The following is a 13031-nucleotide window of genomic DNA, read 5'->3' on the forward strand; positions in this document are numbered from 1 at the left end:
CTGGCCATTAATTATCAATCCATTTTTACTGATGATAAGGGAAATCGCAATTGCCCTGAGGTGAAAAATGGTACGTCGCTTGTTGCAACTTTACATTGGTCTGGTCCTGTACGGCGTGTCGACCGCGTTATTTGTGCATGCCAATCTGGGGGCCGATCCGTGGGATGTTTTTCATCTGGGGATCGGTAAGCAGTTTAATCTGGATTTTGGTACGGTCATGATCCTGACGGGAGCGGCAGTGCTGCTGCTGTGGATCCCGCTACGGCAAATGCCGGGGCTGGGTACGGTGAGCAACGTGATTGTACTGGGGCTGGCGGCAAACGCGACCTTAGCCGTGCTGCCGCCGTTGGATTCGCTGGTGGCGCGTAGCCTGCTGCTGGCGGGCGCTATCGTACTGAATGCGCTGGCGACGGGGATGTATATTGGCGCGGGCTTTGGTCCCGGGCCGCGCGATGGGCTGATGACCGGTCTGCATGCTCGTACGGGGTGGTCGCTGCGCGGTATCCGCACCGCGATTGAAGTTTCGGTCCTGCTGATTGGCTGGATGATGGGCGGCAAGTTTGGCGTGGGAACCGTACTCTATGCGTTAACTATCGGCCCGCTAATCCAGCTGTGTCTGCCGTGGTTTCATCAGCCAGCCGCGCGGAAGGCTCTGGCGAAACCCGGTGAGGCTATCTCCTGATTTTACGCTGCCATCAGACCTGGAGACTAAACTTATCAATTCAGATACGGCCGGATTCTCCGGCCGTACTGTTCACTTCGGAGAGCAGACTCATGAAGTACGTTGATGGTTTTGTCGTTGCCGTACCGGCGGAAAATAAGGAGGCATACCGCGAGATGGCAGCAAAGGCCGCGCCATTATTTAAAGAGTTTGGCGCACTCCGCGTGGTCGAGTGCTGGGCGGATGATGTCCCGGATGGCAAGCTGACCGATTTTCGCCTGGCGGTGAAAGCGGAGGAGAGTGAAGAGGTGGTGTTCAGCTGGATTGAGTATCCCTCTAAAGAGGTTCGCGATGCCGCGAATGCCAAAATGATGGCCGACCCGCGGATGAAAGAGTTTGGCGAATCGATGCCCTTTGATGGAAAACGAATGATATACGGCGGCTTTGCCCCGCTTCTGGATGAGTAATTCATCTTTGCCATCCCCATAGCTTTTGGGGATGGCGATAGACGCGCTACAGATGACTCCAGCCATGCAGCAGCATATAAAAACCCACCACCATAATCAGGGTGCCGGAAATCCACGGCGCTTTGCGCGAGAGATCGTTCAGCCCGGGCCAGCGGTTTGCCACGTGCTTCAGGCTGAGGGCGGCAATTGCGCCGGAAGCCACCAGGGTGATCGCCAGCCCAACGCTAAACCCCAGTACCAGGGTTGCCCCCAGCGAGAACTTTTTCAACTGCAGGCAAATGAGCAGTACGGTAATGGATGCCGGGCAGGGAATGAGTCCCCCGGTCAGTCCGAACAAGACGATCTGCCCGGTGGTGACCCGCTGGCCGTTAAAGCGGCGATTGATCGCTTGCGCATGAGCGCGCTGATGGGCGTCCTGCCAGTCATCGGCGGCAACCCGCGAAGGTTGGTGAGCGTGAGGATGATGTTGATGCGCAAGGTGGCGATCGTGATGATGTTCATGTTCATGTTCATGTTCATGTTCATGTTCATGTTCATGTTCATGTTCATGGTCATGTTCATGTTCATGGTCATGGTCATGGTCATGGGTATGGTCATGGGTATGGGTATGGGTATGTGAACGCGATTCGCGCCAGGTACGCGCCAGCATCCAGCAGGCAATCAGTACGATAAGCCCCCCTGAGATCAGCTGAAACCAGGGTTCCGACGTTTGTGCATTCCAGCCGCGGCCGAACCACAGGCCTGCCATGGCCACCAGCCAGACCACCGCCGTATGCGATACCGTCGCCGCCAGCCCCAGCAGCACCGCCTGCTTTAATGTTCCCCGCACCGCCACGATAAATGCCGCCATCATGGTTTTTGAGTGCCCGGGCTCAAGGCCGTGCAGCGCGCCCAGCAGAATCGCGCTGGGAATAAATAGCCAGGCGTTGCCCTGCTGCAAGAGTGAAGCGAAATCGTTCATAACGTGATCCCTAACTAAAAAGTGCTTGTATGCTACTCCCCCCCAGTACATAAATACTACCCCCCAGTAGAAAAATACTCCGGGGGAGTAGGGCATGTTATGCTGTTCTGATTGCATACAAGGGTCGTTAGTGGAAACGATCGATTAATCAAATAGTGGATCGCGAAATGTCACATACCGTTCGTCACAAGAAGATGTTATTGACCCGATTGAAGAAAATTCAGGGGCAAAGCGCCGCGCTGGAAAAAATGCTTAACCGCGAGCATGAATGCGCAGAGGTTCTACAGCAGCTGGCTGCCATTCGCGGTGCGGTAAACGGCATGATGATGCAGGTTATCCAGGGGCATTTAACGGATCATGTCGTGAAGGAGCCGGAAGAAGGTCAGCGTGAGGCTGACCTTGATGTGGTGATGCAGGTGATAAAATCCTATCTGAAATAGGCTCAGTCATCATGTGTTCCGGACGGCGATGAATACGCCTTAAGGTTATTCTCGGCCCACAGAATAAATTTCTCTTTTGGCAGCGCCTTACTATAAAGCCAGCCCTGGGCATACAGCACGCCATGCATGCGCAGCCAGTCGCGTTGGCTTTCGGTTTCGACGCCTTCTGCGACGGTCGCCAGATTGAGCGCTTTCGCCATTTCAATGATGTGCGGCGTCAGCGATTCACACTCCAGCGTATCGACAAATGCTTTATCGATTTTCAGGGTATCAACGTCCAGCTTTTGTAAATAGCTCAGGCTGGAATAGCCGGTGCCGAAGTCATCGATGGAGATACGGTGTCCGGCCTGACGATAGCCGGCGATGACTGGCAGAGTGGTTTGCGGGTCGACAAAACCGCGCTCGGTGATTTCCAGAATGATCTGCTGAGCGCTGATGCCCCAGCGCTGAAGCTGCTCTTGTAACAGCATCGGCAGCCTTGGCGAACGCAAATCATCAACCGACAGGTTTATCGAGATATGTATCTCCGGGCGCTGCCGCAGCCAGGTACCGAGATCGGTAAAAATTTTTCGTACAATATCTTCGGTTAAGCGGGTAATCAGCCCGGTTTGTTCGGCAAGCGGAATAAAAATATCCGGCGATAAGAAACTGCCATCGGGCTGCCTCCAGCGAGCAAGCGCCTCTGCACCGACGATCTTTCCGCTCTGCAGCGAAATAATGGGCTGGTAATAAACCTGGATGGCATGAGAATTCAGCGCGTCCAGCATCCCATTACGCGGTGAGCGCAGCCTCCGCAGCAGGCGAAGCAGCAGAAATGAGGCCAGAAGGCTGGTGAACAGACCAATCGGCAGCCACAGCATCAGCTGCTGATGTAGCTTTTTCTGCAGCGGCACCGTCGAGGACCAGGTGGCAATGGCCAGCCCCAGCTCCGGGAGACGATGAAGACGATAAACGGTGCTATCGAGGGTTAGGGTCCTGGCATACTGATGCTTAATTTTCTCCCAGACGGCAGCGTTGAGCGGTTTACTGCTAATGATGATTTGATCGTGCTGCGTGCCGAACAAGAGCGTGTGAATCTCTTCATGGCCTAATGGAATGACATCGATAAACGACACGGGATCGATCATCACCACGTGATGCTCGCTGCCCATGGCCGTCATTTTATGTTTCAGACCCAGGTCGTTAACTGAGGTAAGCCAGGTACGATAGCCATCGGCCGTGATATGGTCGGGAGCAGGAAAGGTAACCGAAACCTGATGATCTTCGAGGGAAGAGCACTGCGGAATACCCTCATGTAACCACAGCACTTCCTGAACGTAGCGATGGGTATAGGCGATCCGTCGCATCGTGAGCAAATGCTGCGGACTGCAGGTGGTAGCCGCATGCGCATCAGCTTCGTTTAGCGCCTCTCTTGCCTGATCGGCAACCTGCTGAACGCGGGCCAGTACGCGGACGGAAAAGTTGTCCAGTTCGCTATAAAATTGCTCTTTGGCCTGCTGCATTGCCAGCCAGATGCTCAGCGCGACCGGCAGGATAATGGCGAGTATCAATACCCCTGTAACCAGACTCACCTGATGCCGGGTCGTCATGAGTATTTCCTTATTTTATTGAGGGGTTCGATGAGTATACGCGAAAGATAAAAGAGGATTCAGCACGGGGTAGAAAAAGGCCCGAACCGCAAGATAGCAACGAATTCGGGCTAACAGTGGATGAACCGCGACGCCCAAGGCCTGGAGCGTCGCGGAGAAAAACGAGGGCTGGTATGCTGGCAATAAGCGTTGTCAGCACAGATTCATATTCTAAAGCGCAATCATGACAGTCATATGTTGCGTTTAATGGGCGTCCGGCGCAGCGATGTCAGCGCTAATCCGCTGGTCGTTTTCGTCGAAGACCATGCAGTAGCGATCGTCAAACGCGACCCTTATCTTCTGCCATGGACGGAAATGAACGTCGCCGGGCAGCAGAATTTTGACGTTATCGTGGCCGTAGCACTGGCCGAACAGATAGGTGTTGTTACCCAGTCTCTCCACGACTTCACATTGAAACTCAACTACGGTACCGATATTCACATCAGTTGAGAGATGTTCAGGGCGAATACCGAGGGTAACGGCAGCGCCGGGCTGCAGCGGCGATGTGGTGATATTGAGCGTCAGATTATGATCTTGCGCCATCTTCACGCTAAGCTGGCCCGGCTGCCATGCGGTGACCGTCGCGGGCAGGAAGTTCATTTTCGGCGAACCGATAAATCCCGCAACGAACTTATTGACCGGGTTGTAATACAGCGACATCGGCGAACCCATCTGCTCAACTTTGCCGTAGTTCATCACCACGATTTTATCGGCCAGCGTCATCGCTTCAACCTGATCGTGGGTGACATAAACCATGGTGGTTTTGAGTTCATGATGCAGTTTAGCAATATGCAGGCGCATCTCAACGCGCAGCTCGGCATCCAGATTGGAGAGGGGTTCATCAAACATAAACACCCGCGGATTACGCACGATGGCGCGACCGATCGCCACGCGCTGGCGCTGGCCGCCGGAAAGCTGCTTAGGTTTGCGATCCAGCAGATGAGAGAGCTGCAGCGTTTTCGCCACCATTTCAACCTGGCGGCGAATTTCATCTTTTGGCACTTTATTCACCTTCAGGCCATAGCCCATATTTTCCGCTACCGTCATATGCGGGTAGAGCGCATAGGACTGGAATACCATGGCGACGCCGCGATGGGCAGGAACGACATCATTCATCACCTCATCGCCAATAAGCACTTCACCTTCGCTCACCTCTTCGAGACCGGCAATCATTCGCAGTAGCGTCGATTTGCCGCAGCCTGACGGACCGACGAAAACCGCAAACTCGCCATCTTCAATATCAAGATTTACCTGATGCAGCGTCACTGTACTGCCGAACCGTTTGGTGACATTCCTCAGTCGTATATTGGACATCAACACTCCCCGGGTTAGTAGCCGTTTTTGCCGTTGGGATTTGGGCTGTGACGCATTATTTGTATAACGTGTAACAATTCAGCCGGGCGATGCTCAACGACACTAAAATCATGCAGTGACTATAACTTCCAGAGTTTTAGCGCCCTATATCGATGTTTCATTTCTGCAATCACGATCACACAACTGGCAGCTTTCAGTAGTTTTGTCAGCATTCAAAGCGTACCGTATAACAAATCAGGAATAACGGCATATTTGTTTATGAATCACCGTTTATCAGTTAACTGAAAGATTCTCGGAAGTCACATCGCCCAATAAAAACCATTAAATTGTTATACCTTCACATGAGGTTGGTAATGAAAAAGAACACTCTTGCTGCACTGATCCTTACTACTCTGGCTGCCGGGCAGCTGGTTAGCCTGCAGGCGCACGCGGCCGGACAGCTCAACGTCTGGGAAGACATCAAAAAATCCGACGGCATTAAGGCCGCGGTAAGCGATTTTGAAAAGCAGTTCAACGTTAAGGTGAACGTGCAGGAAATGCCGTACGCCCAGCAGCTGGAAAAGCTACGCCTTGATGGCCCGGCGGGCATTGGCCCGGACGTGCTGGTGATCCCTAATGACCAGCTAGGCGGTGCGGTCGTCCAGGGACTGCTGTCTCCCCTGACGCTGGACCAGGCGAAGCAGGAGGCCTTTACGCCGGCATCAATCAACGCGTTCCATATGGATAACGTGCTTTACGGCGTACCGAAAGCGGTGGAAACCCTGGTGCTGATTTACAACAAAGACCTGATCGATAAGCCGCTGGATAGCCTGCAGGCCTGGTTCGACTATTCGAAGAAGCAGCGCGAAGAGGGTAAGTACGGCCTGCTGGCGAAGTTTGACCAGATCTATTACAGCTGGGGCGCTATTGGCCCAATGGGCGGCTATATCTTTGGCAAAAACGACAAAGGCAGCTTCAACCCGCAGGATGTCGGCCTGAATAAGCCAGGCGCGGTGGAAGCGGTGACTTTCCTGAAAAAATTCTACACCGACAAGGTATTCCCGGCGGGGATCCTCGGCGATAACGGGCTGAACGCCATCGACTCGCTGTTCACCGAGAAGAAAGCGGCTGCGGTGATTAACGGCCCGTGGGCCTTCCAGCCGTATGAAGCGGCAGGCATTCATTATGGCGTCGCGCCTTTGCCGACGCTGCCGGATGGCAAACCGATGAGCTCCTTCCTCGGCGTGAAGGGCTATGTCGTCTCGACGTGGAGTAAAGATAAAGCGCTGGCGCAGCAGTTTATCGAGTTCATTAACCAGCCGCAGTACGTGAAAGCGCGTTATGTCGCCACCGGAGAAATCCCGCCGCTGAAGGCCATGATTGACGATCCGCTGATTAAGAATGACGAAAAGGCCAGCGCGGTGGCGGTGCAGTCAGCGCGGGCGACGGCGATGCCCGGGATCCCGGAAATGGGAGAGGTATGGGGCCCGGCGAACGCCGCGCTCGAGCTTAGCCTGACCGGTAAACAGGAGCCGAAGGCGGCGCTCGATAACGCTGAAAAGCAGATCAAGATGCAGATCGAAGCCATGCAGGCCAGCAATCAATAATTCGGTGATGTAACAGAACGGGAGGGCCGTCCTCCCGTTTTCAGAAGGAGTCGTGTGTGATTATCAATCCCAGCGAAAATATTGCCGAAGCGCGCGGCGCAGGACGCCATGCGTGGTGCGGCCTGTTGCTGGCTATCGTGCCGGGTTTTGGGCAGTTTTATCACCGCCAGTGGCTGAAGGGGATTGTCTTCCTGGTGCTGCTGAGCAGTTTTATGAGCATTTTCTATGACTTTCTCAGCGAAGGCCTGTGGGGGTTATATACCTTAGGCGAGGAAGTCCCGCGGGATAACTCTATTTTCCTGCTGGCGGAAGGGATAATCAGCGTACTGATTATCGCATTCGGTTTGTTGGTCTATTTCCTCTCGCTGCGCGATGCCTGGGTTAACGGCAAAAGGCGCGATGAAGGCATGGCGCTGAATAGCGTACGCAAGCAGTATCAGATGCTGCTCAGCGAGGGTTTCCCGTATCTGATGATCACGCCCGGCTTCATACTGCTGGTGTTTGTGGTCATCTTCCCGATCCTGTTTGGTTTTGCTATCGCCTTTACTAACTACAACCTTTATCACACGCCGCCGGCGAAGCTGGTGGATTGGGTGGGATTCAAAAACTTCATCAATATCTTCACATTATCCATCTGGCGCTCGACCTTCTTTGACGTACTGCAGTGGACGGTGGTGTGGACGCTGCTGGCGACGACCCTGCAATGTACCGTCGGCGTGCTGCTGGCGATTCTGGTCAACCAGAAAGATCTGCGCTTTAAGCCGTTGATCCGCACAATTTTCATTCTGCCGTGGGCGGTGCCGGGCTTCGTGACGATTCTGGTTTTTGCCGGCATGTTCAATGATTCATTCGGGGTGATTAACAACGCCATTTTGTCCTTCTTTGGCATCACGCCGAAGGCCTGGCTGACCGACCCGTTCTGGACTAAAACGGCGCTGATCATGATGCAAACCTGGCTGGGCTTTCCGTTTGTTTTCGCCATGACCACCGGCGTCCTGCAGGCGATCCCGGACGATCTGTATGAAGCGGCCACCATGGATGGCGCCAGCGCGTTTACCCGCCTGCGGACCATTACTCTGCCGCTGGTGCTCTACTCCATTGCGCCGATCATCATCACTCAGTACACCTTCAATTTTAACAACTTCAATATCATCTACCTGTTCAATAACGGCGGACCGGCGGTAGCCGGGTCGAATGCCGGCGGTACGGATATTCTGGTGTCGTGGATCTACAAATTAACGATGTCGTCTTCGCAATACGCCATCGCGGCCACCATCACGATTCTGCTGTCGATTTTTGTCGTCGGCCTGGCGTTGTGGCAGTTCCGCGCCACGAAATCCTTCAAAAACGACGACATGGCGTAAGGGAAGCAACATGGCTAAATCACCGAGTATTAAACGCGAAAAGTGGATTCGCCTGTCTCTCACCTGGCTGGTGGTCCTCTTTGTATCGACGATCATTATATATCCGCTGGTCTGGACGGTAGGGGCGTCTCTGAACGCCGGGAACAGTCTGCTGAGTACGTCGATTATTCCTGAAAACCTGTCGTTCCAGCATTACGCGGATCTGTTTAACGGCAATGTGAATTATCTCACCTGGTACTGGAACTCGATGAAAATCAGCTTCATGACCATGGCGTTGACCTTAATCAGCGTGAGCTTCACGGCCTATGCGTTCTCCCGTTTTCGTTTCAAAGGGCGGCAGAACGGGCTGATGCTGTTTCTGCTGCTGCAGATGATCCCGCAGTTCTCGGCGCTGATTGCGATCTTTGTTCTCTCTCAGCTGCTGGGGTTGATCAATAGCCATCTGGCGCTGGTGCTGATCTACGTTGGCGGCATGATCCCGATGAATACCTGGCTCATGAAGGGGTATCTGGACGCGATCCCCAAAGATCTGGATGAATCCGCGCGGATGGATGGCGCCAGCAGCTTCCGCATCTTTATCGAAATCATTATGCCGCTGTCGAAGCCGATTCTGGCGGTGGTGGCGCTGTTTTCATTCACCGGCCCGCTGGGGGATTTCATCCTCTCCAGCACCATTTTGCGTACCCCGGATAAATACACGCTGCCGATTGGCCTGTATAACCTGGTGGCGCAGAAAATGGGCGCCAGCTATACCACCTACGCGGCGGGCGCGGTGCTGATTGCCGTCCCGGTGGCAATTCTCTATCTGGCGCTACAAAAATACTTTGTTTCCGGCCTCACCTCAGGCAGTACAAAAGGATAACCCCATGAAAAGATTAACACCCGCGTGGCTTGCTGTTTCTCTGGCATGCTGTTTTTCCGCCGGTACGCTGGCGGCAGATGCGCTGCAAACGAAGGCGTTTAGCAATATGCCCGCTGATTTTATTAAAGGCGCGGATATCTCCACGCTGCTGGATGCGGAAAAGCACGGCGCGAAGTTCTTTAACCACAACAATCAGCCGCAGGATCCGATCGCGATTCTGAAGGCCGACGGCGTGAACTATGTTCGCCTGCGCCTGTGGGTGGATCCAAAAGACGCCCAGGGTCAGCGTTACGGCGGCGGCGATAACGATCTGGCGGCGACGCTGGCGCTGGCGAAGCGCGCAAAAGCACAGGGTATGAAGCTGCTGCTTGATTTTCACTACAGCGATTTCTGGACCGATCCGGGCAAGCAGTTCAAGCCGAAGGCCTGGGAGAAAATGGATTATCCGCAGCTGAAAACCACGATCCACGACTACACCCGCGACACGATTGCCCGCTTTAAGCAGGAGGGGGTGCTGCCGGATATGGTCCAGATCGGCAACGAGATCAACGGCGGTATGCTGTGGCCGGAGGGCAAAAGCTGGGGGCAGGGCGGCGGCGAGTTCGATCGCCTGGCGGGGCTGCTAAACGCCGCCATTGACGGCCTGAAGGAAAACCTCACCGGCGGCGAGCAGATTAAAATTATGCTTCATCTGGCCGAAGGCACGAAAAACGACACCTTCCGCTGGTGGTTTGATGAAATCAGCAAGCGCAACGTGCCTTACGACATCATTGGTCTGTCGATGTACACCTACTGGAATGGTCCGATTAGCGCGCTGAAAGCCAATATGGACGATATCAGCAAGCGCTATAACAAAGACGTGATAGTGGTGGAAGCCGCTTATGCCTATACCCTGGAAAACTGCGACAACGCCGAAAATAGTTTCCAGGCGAAAGAGGAAAAGGATGGCGGTTATCCTGCCACCGTACAGGGGCAATATAATTATATTCACGACTTAATGCAGGCCGTTGCGGACGTACCGGATCACCGCGGTAAAGGTATTTTTTATTGGGAGCCGACGTGGATTGCCGTACCGGGAAATACCTGGGCGACGCCTGCCGGAATGAAATATATCCATGATGAATGGAAAGAGGGGAATGCCCGGGAAAATCAGGCGCTGTTTGATTGCCAGGGAAAAGCATTGCCGTCGATGAAGGTATTCAATTAATTATTCAGCTTTACACTTCAGGATGTTTATTATGAAAAAATTTGCGCCTTTGAGTCCGAAGGTCAATGCGCTATTGCATGGCGCCGACTATAACCCGGAGCAGTGGGAGAACTATCCCGATATTATCGATAAAGATATTGCCATGATGCAGCAGGCAAAATGTAATGTTATGTCGGTAGGGATATTTAGCTGGGCGAAACTTGAACCTCAGGAAGGCGTATTTGAGTTTGGCTGGTTGGACAGTATTCTGGATAAACTCTATGCCGCCGGCATTCATGTCTTTCTCGCGACCCCAAGCGGCGCGCGCCCGGCCTGGATGTCGCAGAAATATCCTCAGGTCCTGCGCGTCGGTCGCGATCGGGTGCCTGCGCTGCACGGTGGACGTCATAATCACTGTATGTCGTCGCCGGTCTACCGTGATAAAACCCTGAAAATAAATTCCCTGCTGGCGGAGCGCTACTCGCAGCATCCGGCGGTGCTGGGCTGGCATATCTCCAATGAATACGGAGGAGAGTGCCACTGTAGCCTGTGCCAGGAGCGTTTCCGCGACTGGCTGAAAGCGCGCTATGAAACGCTGGATAACCTCAATCACGCCTGGTGGAGCACCTTCTGGAGCCACACCTACAGCGACTGGTCGCAGATCGAATCTCCGGCCCCGCAGGGGGAAGTCTCCATTCATGGTCTGAACCTGGACTGGCATCGCTTTAATACCGCTCAGGTAACGGACTTCTGCCGCCACGAAATTGCGCCGCTGAAAGCGGCGAATGCTGCGCTGCCGGTAACAACCAACTTTATGGAGTATTTCTACGATTACGACTACTGGCAGCTGGCGAAGGTGCTGGACTTTATCTCATGGGACAGCTACCCCATGTGGCACCGTGATAAAGATGAAACCACGCTGGCCTGCTACACCGCCATGTATCATGACATGATGCGCAGCCTGAAGGGCGGCAAACCGTTTGTATTAATGGAATCCACCCCGAGCGCGACCAACTGGCAGCCGACCAGTAAGCTAAAGAAACCGGGAATGCATATTCTCTCTTCTCTGCAGGCGGTGGCGCACGGCGCGGATTCGGTGCAGTACTTTCAGTGGCGTAAGAGCCGCGGTTCGGTTGAGAAGTTTCATGGCGCGATTATCGATCATGTCGGTCATCTGGATACGCGCGTGGGCCGTGAAGTGACGGCGCTCGGCGAGATGTTAAGCCAGCTGCCGGGCGTCGTGGGCTGCCGGACGGATGCGAAAGTGGCGATTATCTTCGACCAGCAAAATCGCTGGGCGCTGGATGATGCGCAGGGGCCGCGAAATCTCGGCATGGAGTATGAAAATACCGTCAACGAACATTACCGTCCGTTCTGGGAGCAGGGGATTGCGGTTGATGTTATCGATGCTGACGTTGACCTGAGTCCTTATCAACTGGTCATTGCGCCAATGCTGTATATGGTTCGTGAGGGATTTGCCGAACGTGCCGAAGCGTTTGTGGCTAACGGTGGTCATTTAGTTACAACATACTGGACGGGTATTGTTAACGAATCCGACCTTTGCCATCTCGGCGGTTTCCCGGGCCCGCTGCGTAAACTGCTGGGCATTTGGGCGGAAGAGATTGACTGCCTGAACGACGGCGAACGCAACCTGGTACAGGGGCTGGCGGGCAATGAAGGGGGCCTGCAGGGACCGTATCAGGTACGCCATCTGTGTGAACTGATCCATGTCGAAACGGCGCAGCCGCTGGCGACCTACCGCGATGATTTTTACGCGGGAAGACCGGCGGTTACCGTCAATCACGTGGGTAAAGGTAAGGCCTGGCACGTCGCTTCGCGCAACGATCTGGCTTTCCAGCGGGACTTCTTCACCGCCATAAGTAAAGAGCTGTCGCTGCCGCGTGCGGTGGCAGCCGATTTCCCGCCGGGCGTGGTGGCGACCGCACGGACGGACGGTGAGACCACCTACGTGTTCCTGCAAAACTACAGCGCGCAGCAGCAGCAGGTGACCTTACCGCAGGGCTATCAGGACAGCCTCACCGGCACGGCACTGAACGCGCCGTTGACCTTAAAAGCGTGGGATTGCCGCATTCTCAGCCGTCACGCGTAATTTTTCTCTATCCACGCCTGCTCGCAAGAGCAGGCGTTTTTTTATCTGCTTATCAGGAGTCTATTATGGTGAGTTTAAAATCCTTTCTGAATTATTTCTCCCAGTCTCGTCCGGCGGTAACGTTAAGCCCGGCGGAACAACAACAGATTGAACGTTTAATTCAGGCTTTTGGCGGCGAGGCGAATATTGTCAACGTTGACGCCTGTATCACCCGCTTACGCGTCACGGTGAATAATCTGTCGATTGTTGACTCTCAGGGGCTACAGCAGCAGGGAGCGCTTGGCGTTATTATCCTTGGGCAGCAGGTGCATGCTATTTTCGGTAAACAGTCGGATGCTTTGCGTCAATTACTTGACGAACACTTTGCCAGCCGTAAATAAAATAAAACGGGATAACGCAATAATGAGTTATCCCGAAAAGAAAACAAAGCATTCAATGGCAATAATGATTAC

12 protein-coding genes are annotated in these 13031 nt (G+C 54.0%); 9 read left to right on the forward strand and 3 right to left on the reverse strand.

Features of this window, described 5'->3' with window-relative positions:
* Window positions 1-67 precede the first annotated feature (67 nt).
* Together ABLU88_RS13465 and ABLU88_RS13470 are read left to right on the forward strand one after the other, a co-directional pair.
* Window positions 68-682: a membrane protein gene (locus tag ABLU88_RS13465; protein WP_014228193.1), complete on the forward strand. Its 615-nt coding sequence runs from the start codon at window positions 68-70 to the stop codon at window positions 680-682.
* Window positions 683-774: 92 nt separating this feature from the next.
* Window positions 775-1128: a DUF1428 family protein gene (locus ABLU88_RS13470; protein WP_004848301.1), complete on the forward strand. Its 354-nt coding sequence runs from the start codon at window positions 775-777 to the stop codon at window positions 1126-1128.
* Between the two features lie 46 nt (window positions 1129-1174).
* Here the strand turns inward: ABLU88_RS13470 and ABLU88_RS13475 are convergent, their stop codons facing one another.
* Window positions 1175-2089, reverse strand: coding sequence for a nickel/cobalt efflux protein RcnA (locus ABLU88_RS13475; protein ID WP_348836711.1), 915 nt, complete (start codon window positions 2087-2089; stop codon window positions 1175-1177).
* Between the two features lie 167 nt (window positions 2090-2256).
* Between ABLU88_RS13475 and ABLU88_RS13480 the strand changes: the two genes are divergently transcribed.
* Window positions 2257-2529 carry a metal-sensing transcriptional repressor gene (locus ABLU88_RS13480; RefSeq protein ID WP_004129869.1) on the forward strand — a complete coding sequence of 91 codons (273 nt, stop codon included), beginning with the start codon at window positions 2257-2259 and terminating at the stop codon, window positions 2527-2529.
* Between the two features lie 2 nt (window positions 2530-2531).
* On the opposite strand, the gene ABLU88_RS13485 is transcribed toward ABLU88_RS13480, so the two are convergent.
* On the reverse strand, window positions 2532-4118 hold the full coding sequence (locus ABLU88_RS13485; protein WP_048261436.1) for an EAL domain-containing protein: 1587 nt from the start codon (window positions 4116-4118) through the stop codon (window positions 2532-2534).
* Window positions 4119-4361: 243 nt separating this feature from the next.
* Window positions 4362-5471, reverse strand: coding sequence for an ABC transporter ATP-binding protein (locus ABLU88_RS13490; RefSeq protein ID WP_004848307.1), 1110 nt, complete (start codon window positions 5469-5471; stop codon window positions 4362-4364).
* Between the two features lie 353 nt (window positions 5472-5824).
* Here ABLU88_RS13490 and ABLU88_RS13495 point away from each other — a divergent pair, with 353 nt between their 5' ends.
* The 6 genes from ABLU88_RS13495 to ABLU88_RS13520 all read left to right on the forward strand — a co-directional run bounded on the left by ABLU88_RS13495 (window position 5825) and on the right by ABLU88_RS13520 (window position 12959).
* On the forward strand, window positions 5825-7057 hold the full coding sequence (locus ABLU88_RS13495) for a maltodextrin ABC transporter substrate-binding protein (RefSeq protein ID WP_025107152.1): 1233 nt from the start codon (window positions 5825-5827) through the stop codon (window positions 7055-7057).
* Window positions 7058-7113: 56 nt separating this feature from the next.
* Window positions 7114-8421 carry a sugar ABC transporter permease gene (locus tag ABLU88_RS13500; RefSeq protein WP_348836713.1) on the forward strand — a complete coding sequence of 436 codons (1308 nt, stop codon included), beginning with the start codon at window positions 7114-7116 and terminating at the stop codon, window positions 8419-8421.
* 10 nt (window positions 8422-8431) lie between these two features.
* Window positions 8432-9283 carry a sugar ABC transporter permease gene (locus ABLU88_RS13505; RefSeq protein WP_004848313.1) on the forward strand — a complete coding sequence of 284 codons (852 nt, stop codon included), beginning with the start codon at window positions 8432-8434 and terminating at the stop codon, window positions 9281-9283.
* Between the two features lie 4 nt (window positions 9284-9287).
* Window positions 9288-10490: an arabinogalactan endo-beta-1,4-galactanase gene (locus ABLU88_RS13510; RefSeq protein ID WP_032694156.1), complete on the forward strand. Its 1203-nt coding sequence runs from the start codon at window positions 9288-9290 to the stop codon at window positions 10488-10490.
* A 31-nt stretch (window positions 10491-10521) separates the two neighbouring features.
* Window positions 10522-12579: a beta-galactosidase gene (locus tag ABLU88_RS13515; RefSeq protein ID WP_348836715.1), complete on the forward strand. Its 2058-nt coding sequence runs from the start codon at window positions 10522-10524 to the stop codon at window positions 12577-12579.
* Window positions 12580-12644: 65 nt separating this feature from the next.
* Window positions 12645-12959 (forward strand): glucose PTS transporter subunit EIIB, encoded by a 315-nt coding sequence (locus ABLU88_RS13520; protein ID WP_032748282.1) that lies wholly within the window; start codon window positions 12645-12647, stop codon window positions 12957-12959.
* Window positions 12960-13031 lie beyond the last annotated feature (72 nt).

The sequence above is a fragment of the Klebsiella sp. GW_Kp182 genome (assembly GCF_040062275.1).
Taxonomy (GTDB): domain Bacteria; phylum Pseudomonadota; class Gammaproteobacteria; order Enterobacterales; family Enterobacteriaceae; genus Klebsiella; species Klebsiella michiganensis.